Here is a 20,069-nt window from a genome sequence, read left to right on the forward strand (position 1 = left end):
CCGGTTGCTGGATGTGGAGCGGGAGTGGGTGCGGGGTGAGCGGGTGCGTCGTGCGGGGGTGTCGTCGTTCGGGATCAGCGGGACCAACGCGCACGTGATTCTCGAGGAGGCACCCGACGACGACACCTCCCCGCGCCCGGAGCCCGAACCACACGCACCGGCCGTCATGCTCCCCCTTTCCGCCCGCTCCGCTCACGCCCTCCCCGCACAGGCGGAGCGGCTGCGCGACTTCCTCGACGTCCGTCCCGGACTGCCGCTGTCCGCCGTCGCGCGGGGCCTGGGCACCCGGCGTGCCGCCTTCGCCCACCGGGCCGTCGTCGTCGGCGGGGACCGTGAGCAGATCCGGGCCGGTCTGGACGCCCTCGCCACCGGAAGCCCGTCGGCCACCGCCGTCACCGGCCGGGCCCGCACCGGCGGACGCACGGCGTTCCTGTTCACCGGCCAGGGCGCCCAGCGCCCCGGCATGGGGCTCGAACTGCGCGCACACTACCCGGTGTTCGCCGAGACGTTCGACGCGATCGACGCCCACCTAGGCCTGGACCTGGTGGGCGTGCTGAGCGGCGAGGACACCGAGGCGGTCCACCGCACGCAGTACGCACAGACGGCCTTGTTCGCCTACGAGGTGGCCCTGTTCCGGCTGCTGGAGTCCTGGGGAGTGCGGCCGGACGTGCTGTCGGGGCACTCCGTCGGCGAGATCGCCGCCGCGCACGTCGCCGGAGTGCTGGACCTCGCCGATGCCTGCACCCTGGTCGCCGCACGCGGACGGCTCATGCAGGCCCTGCCCGAGGGCGGCGCGATGGTCGCCGTGCGCGCCGCTGAGGACGAGGTCCGTCCTCTGCTGGACGAACGGGTGGGCCTGGCCGCCGTCAACGGGCCGTCGGCAGTCGTCCTGTCCGGCGAGCGGGAGGCGGTCCTCTCCGCCGCCGCGGGGTTCGCGAAGACCAAGCGGCTCAGCGTCTCGCACGCCTTCCACTCGCCTCTGATGGACGCCATGCTCGACGCATTCCACGCGGTCGTCGAGCAGCTCACCTTCCACGAACCCCGCGTCGACGTGGTCTCGGCGCTCACCGGACTCCCGGCCACCGGGCAGCAGCTGCGCGACCCGCGGTACTGGGTACGGCACGTGCGCGGCACCGTCCGCTTCTCCGACGCCGTCGCCGCCCTCGCCGGGTCGGGCGTCACCCGCTACGTCGAGGTCGGTCCCGACGCCGTCCTGACCGGACTCGTCCGGGAGTGCGTCGGCGAGGACGCCGCCGCCTTCGTGGCCCTCGGCCGGCGTCACGGCGCCGAAACCGCGGCCCTGCTGTCCGGGCTCGCCCGGCTGCACGTCGACGGCGCGCCCCTGGACTGGGCGGCGGTCTTCCCCGGGACGGCCCGCGCCGAACTGCCCACGTACGCCTTCCGGCACGAACGGTACTGGCTGGACGCCGACGTCCCCCTGACCATGGACCGGCCCGCCGCGCAGCCGGCCGCCGGCCCGGCCGTCTCCGTCGCCCCCGCCGCGGTCCCGCAGGCACACGGGTTGCGGGAGCGGCTGGCGACGGCGCCGGAGGCCGAGCAGGAGGCTCTGCTCGCCGGTCTGGTGCGGGCACAGACGGCCGCGATCCTCGGACACGCGGGACCGGAGGCCGTCGAACCCGACGACGCCTTCCTGGAGATCGGTATGGACTCGGTCTCCGCCGCGGAACTGCGCGCAGCCCTCGCCGACGCGCTCGGCGTCACCGTCGCGGCCGGGGTCGTCTTCGACCACCGCACTCCCGCCGCGCTCGCCGCGCACCTGCGCGGACACCTCGCCGGGGGTGGCCCCGGACCGGCCGACGACGACATCGAGTCGGTCAGCGGGCTGGTGCGGCGCGCGGCGGGCGACGGCAACTGGGAACGGGCCCTGACGCTGCTGCACAGCGCCGCGGACATCCTGCCGGCCTTCTCCTCGGCGGCCGAGTTCGGCGAAGTACGCGACCCCGTGCGCCTGGCGACGGGGGACGAGGGGCCCCGTCTGCTCTGCCTGCCCTCACCGATGGCGCTGGGCGGCGCGCACCAGTACGCCCGCTTCGCCCGGCACTTCCACGGCCGCCGCGACGTACTCGTCCCGGACGTCCCCGGTTTCGCCCCCGGGGAGCCGCTGCCGCGCTCCGCCGAGGCGGTCGTGGAGGTGGTGGTCGAAGGCATCCGGCGTGCCTGTGCCGACGGACGCCCCTACGTGCTCCTCGGCTACTCCTCCGGCGGGCAGTTCGCCCACGCGGCCGCCGAGGCGATGGAGAAGGCAGGCCGCCCGGCATCCGGTGTGGTCCTGCTGGACACCTACCTGCTGGCCGACGACGGCACCGAACAGCTCCGGCGCGAGATGTTCAACGGCATGCTGGACCGCGAGTCGTCCGTGGGCGGTTTCGGCACCGCCCGCCTCGCGGCGATGAGCCGCTACAGCGAACTGATCGCGCACTGCCTTCCGGGCCCGCTGACCGCTCCGGTGCTGTTCGTCCGGCCCGAGGACCCCTTCGCGCCCGGAATCGACGGCTGGCAGGCGGTCTGGGAGGGCGCGCACGAACTCGCCGAGGTGCCCGGCACGCATTTCACGGTCATGGAGGACAAGGCCGAATCCACCGCGGGAGCGGTGGAGAAGTGGCTGTCCGACATCGCGCCGGCCTGAGGCCGGAAGGGCACCGGCGGCCGTGCGTCACGCACCGGCCGCCGGACCCGCAACGGGACGCGGCGGTCGCGAGACCGCCGCTCCCCGTTTCGTCACCGACTCGCCTCACGGAAATGCGACATCCATGCCTGGATATCACATCGAATACTGTCCGGATGTACACCCAGTCGCACAGCGACATCTTCCGCGGCGAGTTCCGTCTGCCAGTCACAGCGCTGCAGCGCGAGCCACATCGCCGTACCACGAGGACCGCAGCTGTGGCGTTTCCCGGTGAGCGGCACGAACAGATCCAGGTGCCCGTCGGGCCGCACGCTGGCGATGAGCCCATGGTCACGCCCCATGCCGCACCGGCCTCGCGTGCGCGGTGCCCTCTTGCCTCTCGGCCGTGGAGAGGCCGGCTGTCCTGGACACAGGGAATCCCATCTCTTGACGGTTCTTCGGATACTGCGACGTTACCCGTTGATTCACAGTGTGGCACTGGCAGTGACCGCACTTTTACGGTGGGGTAAACGATTCGGACAGAAGGGTGGGAGGTGCACTGTCCTACGGGTATTTCTGCCCCCTTGACAAGAAATCGGTATTTCTTTCGGGGAAATGGTGCCCCGGTCCCGGCCCGACCGAGAGGCGTCGCGCACCGGTTCGAAGGCCCGGCGCCTTCGCGTAAAGCCTCCGGAGGCGCCACCAGGGTCACCCGGAATCGCGAGACCCGGCGCCCGTCTTCACGACGTCTCGGCGTGAACTCGCGAATAGCTCCGAGGTGTGGAACTGATGCACGACTCCACATACATGCCTATGGAGGTAGAGAAACCTCTACCTCGAATCGGCGGTATAAGGCCAATGTGCGACGGCCCAGCCGCTCCTAATCTGATCCACAGACACCGCGTGGGAAGCGCGTCATTTCATTGGGGAGCACGATGCACACATCACACGACCTCCGTCGGACGGAGGCGGTACGACTGGACACCGTGTCGAAGATCTATGGACGGGCGGACAGCCAGGTGGCCGCGCTCCGGGAACTCTCCATGAGCTTCGCCGACGCCACCTTCACCGCGGTGATGGGACCGTCCGGTTCCGGCAAGAGCACCTTCCTGCACTGCGCCGCGGGACTGGTCAGGCCCACGTCCGGAAGCGTGACCGTCGGTGGCACCGACCTCGCCGGCCTGGACGACACCCAGCTGACCATGCTCCGCCGCGACCGGATCGGCTTCATCTTCCAGTCGTTCAACCTGCTGCCCGCCCTGACGGTGATGCAGAACATCACCCTGCCGCTGCAACTCGCCGGAAAGCGTCCCGACAAGAACCTCATCCGCTCCGTCGTCCAGCGCGTGGGCCTCGCCGACCGCCTCGGCCACCTCCCGTCCGAGCTGTCCGGAGGCCAGCAGCAGCGCGTCGCCATCGCGCGCGCCCTGGTCACCCAGCCCGCCGTCGTCTTCGCCGACGAGCCCACCGGAGCGCTGGACACCCGAACCGCGTCGGCGGTGCTCTCCCTGCTGCGCGAGTCCGTCGACAACGCCCGCCAGACCCTGGTCATGGTCACCCACGACCCGGTGGCCGCCTCGTACGCCGACCGGGTCGTCTTCCTCGCGGACGGCGCCCTCGCCGGTGAGCTGCACCGGCCGACGGCCGACGCGGTCGCGGCGCGGATGACACGACTCGGCGCCTGGGAGGACGAGAACCGCCAGCAGGCCGCACCGATGACGTCCGGAGGGCTGTACTGATGTGGCGGCTCGCCCTGCGCACCCTGAAGTTCCGGCGGACCAGCTTCGTCGCGACCTTCCTCGCCATGTTCCTCGGCGCCGCGATCGTCATCGGCTGCGGCGGCCTGATGGAGACCGGCGTACGGATGGCCGCCGACCCGCTGCGCCTGGACGGCGCCCCGGTCGTGGTCACCGGCGAACAGACCTACGACGGCGCCGCCCTGACCGAGCGGCACCGTATCGACCCACAGCTGGTCGGTGAGGTGGCCCGTGCGGACGGCGTCCGCGACGCCGTCGGCGACGTGTCCTTCCCCGCCACCGTCCTCAAGGACGGCAAGGCGCTGACCGGCGAGGACACCTCGTACGGTCACGGCTGGGCCGGCGCCCGTCTCACCCCCTATACCCTCGCCGCCGGCGCCTCCCCCGTCGCCGGCGGCGAGGTCGTACTCGACTCCGGGCTCGCCGAGCGCGCCGGTGCCGCACCGGGCTCCGTCGTCGAGATCGCCGTCAACGGCGAGACCCGGCGGTTCACGGTCAGCGGTGTCGCCGGCCAGCGGGGCGACAGCAACCCGGACGCCGCACTGTTCTTCAGCGACGAGCAGGCCCGCACCCTCGCCGGCGGCCGGATCGACTCGATCGGCGTGCTGCCGGAGAACGGCGCCGACACGGCGGCGGTCGCCGCCACGGTGCGGTCCGTCGTCGGCGACCGGGCCGAGGTGCTCACCGGCGAACGGCGCGGCCTCGCGGAACTGCCCGGCACCCTCTCCAGCCAGCGCACCGTCGTGATCCTGGCGGCCATCTTCGGCTCGTCCGTGGTGCTGATCGTGATGTTCGGCGTCGCCTCCACCCTCGGGCTGTCGCTCCAGCAGCGCACCCGGGAGATGGCCCTGCTGCGTGCCGTGGGCTCCACCCCGCAGCAACTGCGCCGGATGATCCTCATCGAGACCGCGGTGCTCTCGGTCGCCTCGGTACTGCTCGCGCTCTACCCGGGGTATCTGCTCGGCCGGCTCCTCTTCGGCGTGCTCACCTCCAGCGGCGTCGTGTCGTCGGCGATCGTCTACCACGCCGGCTGGATGCCGATGGCCGTCGGTGCCGTCGTCACGGTTCTCGCCGCGGCCGGGGCCACCCGCTTCGCGGGCCGTCGAGCCGCCCGCACCGAACCCGTCGCCGCCCTGGCCGAATCCGCCGCCGGCACCCGCTGGTTCAGCGTGCCGAGGCTGCTGATCGCGCTGTTCTTCCTCGCCAACGGCATCGGCCTCGCCGTCGCCACCGCCACGGTGATGGAGGACGGCCCCACCCTCGCCAGCACCGCCGGACCCGCCTCCGTACTGTTCTGCATCGGCCTGGCGCTGCTCGCCCCCGGTATCACCAAGGCCATGGTCGCCCTGCTCCGCCTGCCGGTGCGCGCCTTCTCCGGCATCCCCGGGATGCTCGCCCTGCGCAACGCCACCACGGCGAACGTCCGGATGGCGGGCGCCGTCGCGCCCATCGTCCTGCTCATCGGCATCGCCACCGGCACCCTCTACATGCAGGCCACCGAGGACCACGTCTCCCAGAGCTCCTACGACCAGAACGTCCTGGCCGACTACGTACTCGACTCCACCACGGGCGGATTCGCGCCCGCCGTCGTCGACAAGGTCCGGGCGACCCCGGGCGTGGCCGCCGCCTCGGAGTTCGTCACCAGCCGCGGATTCGTCGATGCCCCCGACGGACGGGCCGACACCGAACTGCGCGGCGTGTCGGCCGAGGGCGTGCGGCAGAGCCTCGACCTGCGGCCCGTCGCCGGATCCCTGTCCGGCCTCCGCGGCGACACGGTCGCCCTCTCCGACAAGAAGGCCGAGGAGTACGGCGTGGGGGTCGGGGACCGGCTTCCGCTGCGCCTCGGCGACGGCACCGCCGTACGCCCCACCGTGGTCGCCCTCTACGCCGACAACCCCAAGCAGCAGTACGTGACCCTGCCCGCGGCGACCCTGGCACCGCACACCAGTGACGGACTTCCGCACCAGATCCTGGTCCGCTCCGGGGAGGACGGCCCCGCCGAGCTCCGTGAGGCGCTGGCCGGCCTGGCCGCGAGCGTGCCCGGCACCGAACTGGACGACGGGGACTCGCTGGCCGGCCGGAACAACCAGATCCAGCAGATCCTGGTCGCCGCGAACTATACGATCGTCGCCATGATCGTCGGATACGCGGCCATCACCGTCGTCAACACCCTCGTGGCGGTGACCCGCAAGCGCCGTGCCGAGTTCGGCCTCCAGCAGCTGACCGGGGCGACGCGCCGTCAGGTGCTCGGCATGCTGACCGTCGAGGGCGTCCTCATCGGCGTCATCGCCACCGTCCTCGGCACGATCGCCGCGGCGACCACCATCGTCCCGTACAGCATGGTGAAGTCCGACTCCTACCTGCCCTCCGGATCCATCGGGATCTACCTCGCCATCGTCGGAGGGTCCCTGGTGCTGGTCTTCGGCGCCACGCTCCTGCCCTCGTGGCGCGGCATGCGCACGCCCGCCGTCGACTCGGTGAAGGCCGCGTGAGCCGTCTCCGGACCGGACCGTCCCCGGCACCCCCGTCCGGGGACGGTCCTTTTCCCGTCCGTCCCCGCGAATGGGAGGATGGGCGCATGCGACTGAGCCGTGCCGTCCGGGACACCCTGGTCGGCGCACTGATCGCCGCCGGAGCCCTGGCCTCCGTCGTCCTCTTCGTCACCACCACGTACTTCACCGTCCTGTGCCTCATCGGGATCGGCTTCCTGGCGCTGCCCCACCTGACCACCGCGGTGCGCTGGGTCTGCGACCTGAACCGGCGCGCCGCCGCCCGCTCCGGGGTCCCGGTGGAACGGCCCTACCGGCCCGAACCGGAGGAGATCGAACGGGACATCGTCGGCTGGGTGCGCCGCTGCAAGTGGATCCTGGCGGACCCGGCGAGCTGGCGGGACCTGCTGTGGCTGCTCCTGAACAGCGTCGTCGGCCTGCTGCTCGGCAGCGCCCCCGCCGCGCTCCTCTACTACGCGGGGGAGGGACTGGTGCTGGCCGCGGGCCTGTGGCGGCCCGTCGCCGCCGACGGTACGGGCCGCTGGTACGCGTTCATCACCGTCGACAGCTGGCCCGCCGCCCTCGCCGCGGCCCTGGCGGCCCTCGCCGTGTTCGCCGGCTGGCTCCACCTCAGCTCCTGGATCCTGAAGGGCCACGCCTACTTCGTCCTGTTCCTGCTGGGCCCGACCCAGGGCGCCCGTCTGGCCTCCCGGGTCCGGCACCTCGCGGAGACACGCTCCGGCGCTCTGGACATCCAGGCCGCCGAAGTGCGCCGCATCGAACGCGATCTGCACGACGGCGCCCAGGCCAGGCTGGTCAGCCTCGGCCTCACCCTCGGCGCCGTCGACCGGCAGCTGGACCGGAACACCGAGGAGGCACGCCGACTGCTGAACGACGCCCGCAGCTCCTCCGTGCAGGCTCTGCGCGAGCTGCGCGGTCTGGTCCGGGGCATCCACCCCCCGGTGCTCGCCGAACGCGGACTCGCCGACGCCGTACGGGCCTTGGGCATCGCCAGTCCGCTGCCCGTCACCGTCGTCGCGGACCTGCCCGGAAAACTGCCCGACCCGGTGGAGTCGGCCATCTACTTCTCGGTGTCGGAACTGCTCACCAACGCCCTCAAGCACGCCGACGCCGGACAGGTCGAGGTGTCTCTCCACTACGCGGACGGCGTCCTGCACGGGCAGGTCACCGACGACGGCCGGGGCGGCGCCGCGATGTCGGCCGGGAGCGGCCTGGAGGGGATCCGGCGGCGGCTGGCATCCTTTGACGGCGTCCTGGAGATCGACAGTCCCCGGGGCGGACCGACCGTCATGAAAATGGAGTTGCCGTGCGCGTTGTCCTCGCCGAAGACCTCTTCCTCCTGAGGCAGGGGATCATCCAACTGCTCGAGGCCTACGACTGCGAGGTGGTCGCCGCCGTCGACAACGGTGCGGACCTGGGACGGGCGATCGCCGAGCACCGTCCCGACGTGGCCGTGGTGGACGTCCGCTTACCCCCGACGTTCACCACCGAGGGCCTGCAGGCCGCCCTGCTCGCCCGCCGCGAACGACCCGGCCTGCCGATCCTCGTCCTGTCCCAGCACGTCGAGCAGATGTACGCCCGGGAACTGCTGGCCGACGGCACCGGCGGTATCGGCTACCTGCTCAAGGACAGCGTCCTCGACGACCGGCAGTTCATCGACGCGGTCCGCCGGGTCGCCGCCGGCGGCATGGCCATGGACCCCACCGTCGTGGCCCAGCTGATGACGTCCCACTCCCGCGACGAGCCGCTGGCCGCGCTCACCGCGCGGGAGCGCACCGTGCTGGAACTCATGGCGGAGGGATGCTCCAACACCGCCATCGCCCAACGGCTGACCGTCACCGAGGGCGCGGCGGCCAAGCACATCTCGAACATCTTCGCCAAGCTGATGCTTCCGCCGTCGAGCGACAACAACCGGCGCGTCCTGGCGGTGCTGGCCTACCTGAACGCGTGAGCTCCGCCCGCCGGTCCCTGACCTGGGGGTGATAGGGGTGTGGTTCCCGCGTACGGGCGGTGAGACTTCTCGGGCACGCCCGGTGCGGCCCTTCCGCGCCGCCGCCACGAAGGGAACCCGCACCCCATGACCACGCCGGCCGAGTACAACCGCCTGTGGATACGCCGCTACCACCCCCGTCCGGACGCGGCGGTCAGGGTGGTGTGTCTGCCGCACGCGGGCGGCTCGGCGAGTTTCTACCAGCCGGTGTCGGCCGGCCTGCCCGCCCACGTCGACGTACTCGCCGTGCAGTACCCGGGGCGCCAGGACCGGCGGGCCGAGCCCTGCGTCCCCACGATCGCCGAACTCGCCGACCAGGTGACCGCCGTGCTCCTGGAGTGGACGGACCGCCCGCTGGTCCTGTTCGGCCACAGCATGGGCGCGACCCTCGGCTTCGAGGTCGCGCGCCGTCTCGAGCGCGACCACGGCGTCGTGCCGCACGCCCTGTTCGCCTCCGCGCGCCGGGCGCCGTCCGCACCCCGTACGGAGGTCGTCCACCTGCGGGACGACGACGGCATCGTCGAGGAGATGAAGCTGCTCAGCGGTACGGACTCGGCCATCCTCGACGATCCGGAACTGATCCGCATGGCCCTGCCGGCGATCCGCGCCGACTACCGCGCCGCCGAGACCTACGTCTACGAGCCGGGGCCCGCGCTGCACTGCCCCGTGTGGAGCCTCGTGGGGGACGACGACCCCAAGGTGAGCGTCGAGGAGGCGCGGGCCTGGTCGAGGCACACGGAACGGGCCTTTGAGTTCCGCGTCTTCAAGGGCGGCCACTTCTACCTGGCCGCACACCAGCAGGAGATCCTCCGGCTGATCGCCGACCGGGCGGCCGTACCCGCGGGCACGGCCTGACGGACCGTCCGTACAGATGGCCGAGGCGGTCCTGACGGTACGGGTGGTGCGGCGTTACCCTGCGCGGACGATCCTTCACAGGAGGTACGGATGCGTCGTTCCGTCGGCCGGAATGTGTCGTTGTCAGTCGTGATCGCCGTCATCGGCTCGCTCGGTGCCGCCGCCCCCGCGGCCTCTGCGCCACCGGTCCCGCCTCCCAAGTCCCCTGTGGCGGTGGGATACGGAGGAGCGGTGTCGAGTGTCGACGCGGACGCGTCGGCGGCCGGCATCGAGGTTCTCCGCAAGGGGGGCAACGCCGTCGACGCGGCCGTCGCCACCGCCGCCGCGCTGGGTGTCACCGAGCCCTACTCGGCGGGCATCGGCGGCGGCGGGTACTTCGTCCACTACGACGCCAGGACCGGCAGCGTGGGGACCATCGACGGCCGTGAGACCGCGCCGCGCAGCGCGGACCCCTCGCTCTTCCTGGAGGACGGGAAGCCGATCCCCTTCAACGACGCCGTCACCAGCGGGCTCGGGGTCGGCACCCCCGGCACACCCGCCACCTGGGAGAAGGCGCTCGACGCGTGGGGCAGCAAGCCGCTCGGGCGGCTGCTCGAACCGGCGGAGCGGCTGGCCCGCGACGGATTCGTCGTGGACGACACCTTCCGCTCGCAGACCGCGGCGAACCAGGCGCGGTTCGCCGACTTCCCCGCGTCCGCCGAACTCTTCCTGCCCGGCGGCCGGCTGCCGGTGACCGGATCGGTGTTCAGGAACCCCGACCTCGCCCGTACCTACCGCACGATCGGCCGTGAGGGCGTCGAGGAGCTGTACCGGGGCGACCTGGCCCGTGACATCGTGTCGACCGTGCGGAAGCCTCCCGTGGACCCGGCGGCGACGCGGGTGGTGCGGCCGGGGGACCTGACCACCGGGGACCTGAAGGCGTACCGCGCCCTGCGCCAGGCCCCGACGAGGACCGCCTACCGCGGCCTCGACGTGTACGGCATCGCGCCGTCCTCGTCCGGGGGCACGAGCGTGGGTGAGGCCCTCAACATCCTGGAGTCGACGGACCTTTCGAAGGTCAGCCGTACGCAATACCTGCACCGCCTCATCGAGGCCAGCCGGATCGCGTTCGCCGACCGTGGCCGGTGGGTCGGCGACCCCGCGTTCGAGGACGTGCCGACGCGGGAGCTTCTCAGCCAGCGGTTCGCGGACTCGCGCGAGTGCCTCATCAAGGACGACGCGGTGCTCACCAGCCCGCTCCCTCCGGGCGATCCGCGCGACCCCGCCCGGTGCGCGTCCACGGGCGAGGCCGCCCCGACGACGTTCGAGGGGGAGAACACGACGCATCTGACGACCGCCGACAAGTGGGGCAACGTGGTCGCGTACACCCTGACGATCGAGTCGACGGGAGGCAGCGGCATCACGGTGCCGGGACGGGGGTTCCTGCTCAACAACGAGCTGACCGACTTCTCGTTCGCGCCGGCGAATCCCGCGGTCCACGACCCGAACCTGCCCGGTCCGGCCAAGCGCCCGCGCTCCTCGATCTCACCGACCATCGTGCTGGAACACGGAAAGCCCGTCCTGGCCCTGGGATCGCCGGGCGGCGCCACGATCATCACCACGGTCCTGCAGTCCCTGACCGGTCACCTGGACAGGGGACTGCCGCTCGTCGACGCGATCGCCGCCCCGCGCGCCAGCCAGCGCAACTCGGCCACGACCGAGATCGAGCCGGGGCTGTGGGACAGCCCGGTGCGCGGGGAGTTGGAGGCCCTCGGGCACGTGTTCAAGGCGAACCCGGAGATCGGGGCCGCCACGGGCATCCAGCGCCTCCCCGGAGGGCGCTGGCTCGCGGCAGCCGAAAAGGTGCGGCGTGGGGGAGGGTCGGCCATGGTGGTATCGCCGAGCGGCCGTCCCTGACCGATCGGCTTCAGCAGGGGCCTCGGGGCCGGAAGGGCGTGGTTCGTCGCGCCCTTCCGGCCCCGAGGCCTTGACGCGGCCGGTCGCCCACCCGCCGGGCCGTGTCGGCAAGGAAGAGCCCGTCAGGGTTCTTCGTGTCCAGTGAAAGGGCAACTACGACGGTGCGTACACGCATGCTCGTCCTCGCCGCGCTCTCCGGCGCCGCACTCCTGGCGTCGGCACTCCCGGCCACGGCGGCCGCGGACGGCGAAGAACCGGTCGGGGCCGCCGAACTGCTGGCCAAGGTGAAGAACTGCACCCCGGTCTCCAAGGGGAAGTACCGGACCGACCGGAGTGCGGCCGCCACGATCCCGGTCTGCGGGACCGACGAGGTCGTCTTCTGGGAGGCCGACATGGACATCGACTGCGACGGCCAGGTCAGCACCGTCTGCAACACCGGGACGGACCCCTCGTTCCAGCCGCAGACGGCCTTCCAGGGGTCGGACGGCAGGTACCTGGACTCCTCCGAGGTGCCCTACGTCGTCGTCCCCGGTCCCGGCCCGCTCTGGAACTACTCCGCGTCGGGGATCAAGGGGGGCGGCGTGGCCGCCGTCATCCACGACGGCAAGGTCCGCTACGCCGTCGTGGGGGACACCGGTCCCGCCGCGATCATCGGCGAGGGCTCGTACGCCCTGGCCCGGTCGCTCGGCATCGATCCGGACCCCAGGACCGGCGGTACGGCGTCCGGGGTCACCTACATCCTCTTCAGGAACTCCCAGGCATCCCCGATCGAGAGTCCTGCCGCGGCCGTCGCCGCCGGTGAGGCGCTCGCCCGGAAGTTCGCCGACGGAGCCTGAGGGCCCGGCGAGGGTCCGGCACGGCACGGTGGCCGTCGCCGTGACGGTCACCGCGTGTGCGGCGGGGGAGGCCGGCTGCCGTCACACGCACGGAGCGGCCCGCCGCGGGACCACTAGCCAATTACTATACCGGTCCAACCGGTATTAGAATGACGGCATGGTTCGGAACCCCCTGACTCCCGAAGAGCGCCGCCGCGGCGAGCGGCTCGGCGAACTGCTGCGTGAGGCCCGCGGTGAGCGCAGCATGGTCGCCGTCGCCGCGAGCGCCGGCATCTCGGCCGAGACGCTCCGCAAGATCGAGACCGGAAGGGCCCCCACGCCCGCGTTCTTCACGGTGGCGGCGCTCGCGGGAGTCCTCGGCGTCTCCATGGACGAGCTGCTCGCGCTGACCGTCCCGGCGCCCGCGCGGGTCCCGGAGCCGCTGCCCGAACCGGGGCGGCTGCCGCTCACCGCGTGAGCCGAGTAGGGTCGCAGCCGTGACTCTCCAGGACTTCGCCCGCAGCGAGTACGTCAGCCTCACCACGTACCGGAAGGACGGCACGCCGGTGGCCACGCCCGTCTGGGCGGCGGCGGACGGCGACGTCCTCTACGTCTGGACCCGCTCCGACTCGTGGAAGGTCAAGCGGCTGCGCAACGACAGCCGGGTGCGCGTCACGGTCTGCGACGCCCGCGGCCGGATCGCCGACGGTGCGCCGAGCGCCGAGGGGACGGCTCGTCTCGTCGAGGGCGACGCGGTGGCGGGGGTGCGCAAGGTGCTCACCCGCAAGTACACCTGGAAGTTCTGGCTCGTGGACGTGCCCGCCACGCTCGCACGGCTCGGCAAGCGGCCCCACACGGGGATCGCCGTCACCTTCTGACGGGGGCGCGCCGGGCAGGGCCGCGCTCCGGGCGTCCCGCGCCGGAAAAGCGCGCGTAGTCCGCCCGTAACACGCCTGCGGTCGAATGCCCGCGGACTGGAGTGCTCCAGTCCCGGGCGACCGACGAGGGCGACGGTGACAGTGCATCAGCACGCGGTGGAAGTAAGGGCGTTCGCACGGTACCTGCGAGACCTGGCTGCCCTGCTCGATCCCGGCCGGGGATGGTACGGCGTCTTCTGCGCGCGGGATCCCGCGGGGATGCGCGCCTGCTTCGAGGGCTCCGAGGTGCCGCCCTGGGACGTGGTCGAGTCGCTGCTCCAGGACCTCGCCGCGGTGCGGGGCGCCGGGCAGGCCGCGGAGGAGTCCGTACGGGCCGCCGCCCTGTTCGCCGCCTCGGCCGCCGCGCACGACGGGCGCCCGGGAGGCCGGCAGGCCCTCGCCGACCGGCTCGACATGATGCTTCGCGAACAGTCGGACGCCGTACGGCGGTTGGGCGACGCGGACGGGGAGTCGGACGCCCTGGCCTGGGCACGGGACGACCACGCCCGTGCCACGGCGCGCTGCGTGGAACTCCGTGACCGGCTCGCCGCGGTGGAGCGGACCGTGCCCGTGCCGGACCCCTGGTTCCGCGGGCAGGACGGCGCGGATGTGCCGACCGTGTCCGCGCCCCGGCGCGGGAAGCCCCGCGGGGCGCGCTTCGCGGGGCTCGACACCGGGGACGAGGCGGAGGCGGACCCGGAGCCGTCGCCCGGACCCGGCCTGCCCGCCGCCCCGGCACCCGCCGCGGCCCCGCGCGGTGCCCGGTTCCGTGGCGCTCCGGCCGAGGAGCGCGTGGCCCCGGCCCCGAGCGCACCGGAGCCCGACGACCCCGCCGCCCACCGGGCCGCCGAGGACGTCGTCGCGCAGCTCGTACAGCTGCGCGCGGAGGGCCGGAGCGGCGAGGCGCACGTGGTGCTCTGCGAAGCGGCCGCGTGGCCCGCCGGGCGCCTGCCGGTCCTCGCCGCCGCTCTGCGCGGGGCGGGCCTGGAGGCCGACCGGGCGACCCTGCTGTGGGAGATGTCCTCGCTCACCCCCGCCGAACTCGCCGCGGCGGCGGGCGCGCTGGCCGCCGCGGGCCTCGCCGACGACTGCGGCCAACTGCTGCGGCAGGGGGTGGCGCGGCCCGCCGCCGAGGTCGCCGACGCCGTCGTCGCCCTCGACCGGGCGGGCCTGGAAGCGGAGGCGCGGGCGCTGCTGGAGGCCTTCGTCCGCGCACGTACCCCGCAGGAGGCGGCGCGTATCGCCGAGGGCGGCCCCCGCCACCTGGTGCCCCGGCTGCTCGCAGCCGCACGCGAGGTGTCGGCGGCGCGGGAGTGGGACCTGGTGCACGCGCTACGGGTGGCGGGCGTCGCGGCGCCGTAGGCCGAACCGCCAGGCGCCAGGGGCGGAGCCGGAACGAGTTCTGCCGCACCGGACGGGCTGTGGTGGGTGCACGTCACCAGTGCGGACGGGGTTGGGGAGATAAATCGGAACAAACCCCCTATCGTCGTTCGAGGCATACCACACAAGTGGTACATGTCCCCCCAGTGATGTGGAGGCACCATGCTTACCAAGGAGTTCACTCTCACCGCGACACCCGCGCAGACCACCACGCTGAGCGCGCTGATGGCGGAGCCCGAGGCGGCCGTCAGCGACGCCCCGCTCTACACCCCCGAGGCCGCGGGCTTCCTGCTCGCCCTCCTCCTCCTGTCTCCCAAGGAGCCGAAGGAGCCCCGGGGCAAGTGAGTTCCCACTCCGCATTCGCCGAGGCGGCCGACGCCCTGGCAGTCAGTGTCCTCGGTGCCCTCAGCGGCACCGGGGGCGCTGTGCAGCTGGCGCGGTACGTCGACGACGCCCCCGACACCCTCGCGGCCCTGGCCGCCGTCCGGGTGCTGGGTGCCGACGTCTTCAGCCCCCACCTCCTCAAGGGCGACCCCTTCCAGGCGCAGGACGCGGCCGTCGTGGCCAAGGCGTTCGACGCGTTCCCCGCGTCCGGCGCCCCCGACGAGCCGGCGGTCGCCCACCGCGACCACGCCACCGCGGTCCTGCTCGCCCGGCTCTCCGGCGACGACACCCTGCGGACGGTCGCGCCGGCACCGCCGGAGGACGCCGCCCTCGCACCCCGCGACGACTGGAGCGGCTGGTGCGTCCGGATGGCCCAGCTCGCCCCGCTCGCGACCCTCGGGCTCGACGGCCCGGTCCACGAGGCGGCCCGCGACGGGGTGCTGTCCCTGAGCCGCGGGGTCAGCCGTTCGATCCTGCGCCGCGACTTCCCCACCGCCCTGCGCCTCGTCCGGTGGCTGGCCTGGCTGCGGCACGAGGGTGCCGAACTGCCCCTGGACCCGGATGTCGCGGCCGAACACGCCTGGCTGGTGGGCGGCACGGGCCCGCGCACCGCCCTGGACCTGGCGATCGCCCGGCACTTCCTCGAACAGCGGCCCGGCACGCCCCCCAAGGAGACCGCACGCCCATGACGACGATCCCCGAGCCGGTCACCCGGGCGGCCCGCAGCATGGCGGACCGCGCGCTGTCGTGGCTGCACGCCAACCGGAACCTCGGCGGCCTGCCGCCCGACACGACCGAGACGATGGCCGACCCCGACAGCGTCTACAAGCCTCTGGGGGAGACCACCCTCGCCGCCTCCCTGATCCTGCGCGACGGAGTCGCGGGCCCCGGCCGGCTGGCCGCCGCCCAGAGCCTGATGGACTTCACCTGGGAGCAGTTCAGGCACGGCGACATGATCTACGAACGCCAGCTCCGCCACACCCTGATGACCGACCCCCTGGAGATGTACGCCCCCTTCGTCCGCTGCGGCTACCGGCACGAAGGGCTCGACCGCCTCCTCGCCCACCGTTCCCGGATGCGGTCGGCCGGCAGCGTGGAGGTCCTGCCCAACCGCAGGCTCGCCGTCGCCAACGCCGCCCGCATCGTGGGGCTGCCGGCCACGGAGGACATGGGCGCCCTCGCCGCGGCGACCTGGCTCGGCGCCCGGCCCGAGCCCTGGGCCGTCAACTGGATCACGGCCTACGCCGTGACCCACACCGTCTTCCACCTCACCGACTGGGGCGCCGATCCCGGCGGGCTGCCGCCCGAACTCACCGACTACGTACGCACCTGGCTCCCCGTCTGGATCGACGTCTGGCGCGAGGTCGGGCAGTGGGACCTGGTCACGGAGCTGCTCGTCGTCGGCGCCTCGCTCGAGGACCCGTACGTCCGGCCGGAGGACTGGGAGGCGGTCGCCGCGCTCCAGCACGAGGACGGACTCGTGCCCCGCGACAGCGACCCCGTGGACGACGACCCGCAGCAGCGGTTCACCGACCACCAGCACACCGTCGTCGTCGCGGCCGTCGCCGGATCCATCGCCCTCGCCAGGGCGGGGCAGCGGTGAGGGAATGAGCTCCACGCCGCTGGCCGCCGCACTCCGTCCCCTGCTGGAGGCCGCCCGCGGCCCGGCGGCGGCGGTCGCGGCGGTGCGGGGCACCGAGCGCGCGGTCCTCGGCAGCGGACGGGCGGGGGAGGCGGCCCGGTTCGAGACGGGCTCGCTGACCAAGACCTTCACCGCCCTGCTGCTGGCGGAACTCGCCGCCCGGGGAGAGGTCCGCTACGGCGACCGGGCCGACCGTTACCTCCCGTTCCGGCTGCCCGGGCCGCCCCTCACCCTCCTGCACCTGGCCACCCACACCTCCGGCCTGCCGCGCCTGCCCCCGGGGCTCCTCACCCGGGCGGTCCGCAGCGGATGGCTCAGCAATCCCTACGCCGGCTTCGGTGAGGACGACCTGCTCGACGCGCTGCGCCGCACCCCGCTGAGACACCGACCCGGAAGCAGGGTGCACTACTCCAACTTCGGCGGAGGGCTGCTGGGTCACGTGCTCGCCAGGGCGGCCGGCGGCACTGGCGGGGACTACGCCGCCCTGCTGGCCGAGCGCGTCACCGGGCCGCTCGGTCTGCCCGACACGGACTGCGACCCCAACCGCCCCCAGCTGACCGGACATTGGCACGGCCGCCCACGCCCCGCCCTGTTGATGCCCGGACTGACCGCGGCCGGGGCGGTGCGGTCCAGCGCCCGCGACCTGCTGCGCGTCCTGACCTTGCTGCTCCACCCGGACACCGCCCCGCACCCCGTGCTGCGCACCGCGCTGGCCGAGGTCCAGCGGCCGCGGCTGCGGGTGCCGAGGACCGGATCACGGCTCTGCCTCATCTGGAACCTCCGTCCCCGCCCGGACGGCGCGCTGCTCCACCACTCCGGAGGGACCCGCGGGTTCACGGCCTTCGCGGGCTTCCTCCCCGCGTCGGGCACGGCACTGGTGGCCCTCACGAACACGGCTCCCACGCCGCTCGCGCCGTTCGTCCAGTCCGCCTACGGCACCCTGCGCGGACTGTGATCCACGCCCTCCGGGCAGGTATGGACCGCTCGGGTACGAAACATGATCGACTCAGCCGGTTCACGGCGATGGTCTTGCCCCGTTGTGTGACGGGGCTTACGTTCTCCTCCTACGCACCGTGTCTACGGGCGTAGAGAACACAGAGGCTCTCTGACGCCGCGTCGAAGGAGCAGCTCATGTCCCACGTCGTACGCGCCGCACTCGTCCAGGCGACCTGGACCGGCGACACCGAATCCATGATCGCCAAACACGAGGAACACGCTCGCGAGGCCGCCCGGCAGGGCGCGCGGATCATCGGCTTCCAGGAGGTGTTCAACGCCCCCTACTTCTGCCAGGTCCAGGAGCCCGAGCACTACCGCTGGGCGGAACCCGTCCCGGACGGGCCGACGGTCCGGCGCATGAGGGACCTGGCCCGCGAGACGGGCATGGTCGTCGTCGTGCCGGTCTTCGAGGTCGAGCAGTCCGGCTTCTACTACAACACCGCGGCGGTGATCGACGCCGACGGCTCCTACCTCGGCAAGTACCGCAAGCACCACATCCCGCAGGTCAAGGGCTTCTGGGAGAAGTACTACTTCAAGCCGGGCAACGCCGGCTGGCCGGTCTTCGACACCGCCGTGGGCAAGGTCGGCGTGTACATCTGCTACGACCGGCACTTCCCCGAAGGGTGGCGTCAACTCGGACTCAACGGGGCTCAGTTGGTGTACAACCCGTCCGCCACCTCACGCGGCCTCTCCAGCTACCTGTGGCAGCTGGAGCAGCCCGCCTCCGCCGTCGCCAACGAGTACTTCGTCGCCGCGATCAACCGCGTCGGACAGGAGGAGTACGGCGACAACGACTTCTACGGGACGAGCTACTTCGTCGATCCGCGGGGGCAGTTCGTCGGTGACGTCGCGAGCGACAAGGAGGAGGAACTCGTCGTGCGCGACCTCGACTTCGGGCTGATCGAGGAGGTCCGCCGGCAGTGGGCGTTCTACCGCGACCGCAGGCCGGACGCGTACGACGGGCTGGTGCAGCCGTGACGGGACTGTACGAACGGCACCTGGCCGTCAGCCCGGAGTGGCTGGCGCTCTACTACCGCGACCCCCTCGAACTCACCCATGGCGAGGGGCGCCACGTCTGGGACGCGGACGGCAACCGCTACCTCGACTTCTTCGGCGGCATCCTCACCACGATGACCGCGCACGCCCTGCCCGAGGTGACCAAGGCCGTCTCGGAGCAGGCAGGCCGTCTCATCCACTCCTCGACGCTCTACCTCAACCGCCCCATGGTCGAGCTCGCCGAGCGGATCGCCGCCCTCTCCGGAATCCCCGACGCCCGGGTCTTCTTCACCACCTCGGGCACCGAGGCCAACGACGCGGCCCTGCTGCTGGCCACCGCCCACCGCGCGTCCAACCAGATCCTGGCGATGCGCAACAGCTACCACGGCAGGTCGTTCTCGGCGGTGTCCATCACGGGCAACAGGTCCTGGTCGACCACCAGCCTGTCGCCCCTGCAGACGCTCTACGTCCACGGCGGGGTCCGCACCCGAGGACCGTACGCCGAGCTGAGCGACGAACGGTTCATCAGGGCCTGTGTGGCCGATCTGGAGGACCTGCTCGGCCACACCAGGGGTGTCGCGGCGCTGATCGCCGAACCCGTGCAGGGGGTCGGCGGGTTCACCGCACCACCCGACGGGCTGTACGCGGCGTTCCGCGAGGTCCTCGACCGGCACGGCATCCTGTGGATCTCCGACGAGGTGCAGACGGGGTGGGGACGCACCGGCGACCACTTCTGGGGCTGGCAGGCCCACGCGGCGAGCGGGCCGCCCGACATCCTCACCTTCGCCAAGGGCATCGGCAACGGCATGTCCATCGGCGGAGTCGTCGCCCGGGCGGACGTCATGAACTGCCTCGACGCCAACTCCATCTCGACGTTCGGCGGATCCCCGGTCACCATGGCGGCGGGCCTCGCCAACCTCTCCTACCTGCTGGAGCACGACCTCCAGGGCAACGCCCGGCGGGTCGGCGGCCTGCTCATCGAGCGCCTGCGGGCGGTCGGCGCGGGTTCGCCCGCCGTACGGGAGGTACGCGGCCGGGGTCTCATGATCGGCATCGAGCTCGTGAAGCCCGGCACCGACGAGGCCGACCCGGAGGCCGCCGCCGCGGTCCTCGAGGCGGCCCGCGCCGGGGGTCTGCTCATCGGCAAGGGCGGCGGCCACAACACCAGTGTGCTGCGGATCGCGCCGCCGCTGTCGCTGACCGTCGCCGAGGCCGAGGAGGGCGCCGAGATCCTGGGAGAGGCGCTGCACGCGGCAGCCTGACAACAGCTGCCCCGAGGCGGCGCCCCCGCCCCGGGGCGGGCCC

The 20,069-nt window shown here is 72.6% G+C and carries 17 protein-coding genes; all 17 read left to right on the forward strand.

The window, feature by feature from the left end; genetic code table 11:
* Window positions 1–2,647 (forward strand): alpha/beta fold hydrolase (locus IA22_RS0120095; RefSeq protein ID WP_030124354.1); only part of this gene is annotated, 2,647 nt, incomplete at its 5' end.
* 914 nt (window positions 2,648–3,561) lie between these two features.
* On the forward strand, window positions 3,562–4,365 hold the full coding sequence (locus IA22_RS0120100) for an ABC transporter ATP-binding protein (protein WP_014153107.1): 804 nt from the start codon (window positions 3,562–3,564) through the stop codon (window positions 4,363–4,365).
* Window positions 4,365–6,875 (forward strand): FtsX-like permease family protein, encoded by a 2,511-nt coding sequence (locus tag IA22_RS0120105; protein WP_030124355.1) that lies wholly within the window; start codon window positions 4,365–4,367, stop codon window positions 6,873–6,875. Before IA22_RS0120100 ends, IA22_RS0120105 begins: the two co-directional genes overlap by 1 nt.
* 86 nt (window positions 6,876–6,961) lie before the next feature.
* Window positions 6,962–8,236 (forward strand): sensor histidine kinase, encoded by a 1,275-nt coding sequence (locus IA22_RS0120110; RefSeq protein ID WP_030124356.1) that lies wholly within the window; start codon window positions 6,962–6,964, stop codon window positions 8,234–8,236.
* Window positions 8,200–8,844, forward strand: coding sequence for a response regulator transcription factor (locus IA22_RS0120115; RefSeq protein ID WP_015579429.1), 645 nt, complete (start codon window positions 8,200–8,202; stop codon window positions 8,842–8,844). Before IA22_RS0120110 ends, IA22_RS0120115 begins: the two co-directional genes overlap by 37 nt.
* Window positions 8,845–8,970: 126 nt before the next feature.
* On the forward strand, window positions 8,971–9,738 hold the full coding sequence (locus IA22_RS0120120) for a thioesterase II family protein (protein WP_030124357.1): 768 nt from the start codon (window positions 8,971–8,973) through the stop codon (window positions 9,736–9,738).
* Window positions 9,739–9,828: 90 nt separating this feature from the next.
* On the forward strand, window positions 9,829–11,634 hold the full coding sequence (gene ggt / locus IA22_RS0120125; RefSeq protein ID WP_030124358.1) for a gamma-glutamyltransferase: 1,806 nt from the start codon (window positions 9,829–9,831) through the stop codon (window positions 11,632–11,634).
* 173 nt (window positions 11,635–11,807) lie between these two features.
* Window positions 11,808–12,470 carry a glycoside hydrolase family 75 protein gene (locus tag IA22_RS0120130; RefSeq protein WP_014153101.1) on the forward strand — a complete coding sequence of 221 codons (663 nt, stop codon included), beginning with the start codon at window positions 11,808–11,810 and terminating at the stop codon, window positions 12,468–12,470.
* A 157-nt stretch (window positions 12,471–12,627) separates the two neighbouring features.
* Window positions 12,628–12,927, forward strand: coding sequence for a helix-turn-helix domain-containing protein (locus tag IA22_RS0120135; protein WP_014153100.1), 300 nt, complete (start codon window positions 12,628–12,630; stop codon window positions 12,925–12,927).
* A gap of 19 nt (window positions 12,928–12,946) precedes the next feature.
* Entirely contained in the window at window positions 12,947–13,327 is a 381-nt protein-coding gene (locus IA22_RS0120140) for a PPOX class F420-dependent oxidoreductase (RefSeq protein ID WP_014153099.1), read from the forward strand.
* Window positions 13,328–13,462: 135 nt separating this feature from the next.
* Window positions 13,463–14,728, forward strand: coding sequence for a hypothetical protein (locus tag IA22_RS0120145; protein ID WP_030124359.1), 1,266 nt, complete (start codon window positions 13,463–13,465; stop codon window positions 14,726–14,728).
* Window positions 14,729–14,908: 180 nt separating this feature from the next.
* Window positions 14,909–15,091 (forward strand): hypothetical protein, encoded by a 183-nt coding sequence (locus IA22_RS0120150; protein ID WP_014153097.1) that lies wholly within the window; start codon window positions 14,909–14,911, stop codon window positions 15,089–15,091.
* Complete coding sequence (locus IA22_RS0120155) at window positions 15,088–15,819, forward strand: hypothetical protein (RefSeq protein WP_030124360.1); 732 nt, start codon at window positions 15,088–15,090, stop codon at window positions 15,817–15,819. The genes IA22_RS0120150 and IA22_RS0120155 overlap by 4 nt, the downstream gene beginning before the upstream one ends.
* A complete protein-coding gene (locus IA22_RS0120160) occupies window positions 15,816–16,733 on the forward strand; it encodes a DUF6895 family protein (protein ID WP_030124361.1) in 918 nt (305 codons plus the stop codon). The genes IA22_RS0120155 and IA22_RS0120160 overlap by 4 nt, the downstream gene beginning before the upstream one ends.
* Before the next feature lie 4 nt (window positions 16,734–16,737).
* The gene (locus tag IA22_RS0120165; RefSeq protein WP_030124362.1) at window positions 16,738–17,727 is read left to right on the forward strand and encodes a serine hydrolase domain-containing protein; all 990 of its coding nucleotides are present in this window, start codon (window positions 16,738–16,740) and stop codon (window positions 17,725–17,727) included.
* 176 nt (window positions 17,728–17,903) lie between these two features.
* Window positions 17,904–18,746 (forward strand): nitrilase-related carbon-nitrogen hydrolase, encoded by an 843-nt coding sequence (locus IA22_RS0120170; protein WP_014153093.1) that lies wholly within the window; start codon window positions 17,904–17,906, stop codon window positions 18,744–18,746.
* Window positions 18,743–20,026, forward strand: a complete 1,284-nt coding sequence (locus tag IA22_RS0120175) for an aspartate aminotransferase family protein (protein ID WP_030124363.1) — start codon at window positions 18,743–18,745, stop codon at window positions 20,024–20,026. Before IA22_RS0120170 ends, IA22_RS0120175 begins: the two co-directional genes overlap by 4 nt.
* The last annotated feature ends 43 nt before the right edge of the window (window positions 20,027–20,069 follow it).

It is taken from the genome of Kitasatospora papulosa, assembly GCF_000717245.1.
Classification (GTDB): Bacteria; Actinomycetota; Actinomycetes; order Streptomycetales; family Streptomycetaceae; genus Streptomyces; species Streptomyces papulosus.

Bases quoted from the DNA above. Each gene is read 5' to 3' on its own strand.
- IA22_RS0120100 (WP_014153107.1), top strand. From the start codon at position 3,562: ATGCACACATCACACGACCTCCGTCGGACGGAGGCGGTACGACTGGAC.
- IA22_RS0120105 (WP_030124355.1), top strand. From the start codon at position 4,365: ATGTGGCGGCTCGCCCTGCGCACCCTGAAGTTCCGGCGGACCAGCTTC.
- IA22_RS0120110 (WP_030124356.1), top strand. From the start codon at position 6,962: ATGCGACTGAGCCGTGCCGTCCGGGACACCCTGGTCGGCGCACTGATC.
- IA22_RS0120120 (WP_030124357.1), top strand. From the start codon at position 8,971: ATGACCACGCCGGCCGAGTACAACCGCCTGTGGATACGCCGCTACCAC.
- ggt (WP_030124358.1), top strand. From the start codon at position 9,829: ATGCGTCGTTCCGTCGGCCGGAATGTGTCGTTGTCAGTCGTGATCGCC.
- IA22_RS0120130 (WP_014153101.1), top strand. From the start codon at position 11,808: ATGCTCGTCCTCGCCGCGCTCTCCGGCGCCGCACTCCTGGCGTCGGCA.
- IA22_RS0120135 (WP_014153100.1), top strand. From the start codon at position 12,628: ATGGTTCGGAACCCCCTGACTCCCGAAGAGCGCCGCCGCGGCGAGCGG.
- IA22_RS0120150 (WP_014153097.1), top strand. From the start codon at position 14,909: ATGCTTACCAAGGAGTTCACTCTCACCGCGACACCCGCGCAGACCACC.
- IA22_RS0120160 (WP_030124361.1), top strand. From the start codon at position 15,816: ATGACGACGATCCCCGAGCCGGTCACCCGGGCGGCCCGCAGCATGGCG.
- IA22_RS0120165 (WP_030124362.1), top strand. From the start codon at position 16,738: ATGAGCTCCACGCCGCTGGCCGCCGCACTCCGTCCCCTGCTGGAGGCC.
- IA22_RS0120170 (WP_014153093.1), top strand. From the start codon at position 17,904: ATGTCCCACGTCGTACGCGCCGCACTCGTCCAGGCGACCTGGACCGGC.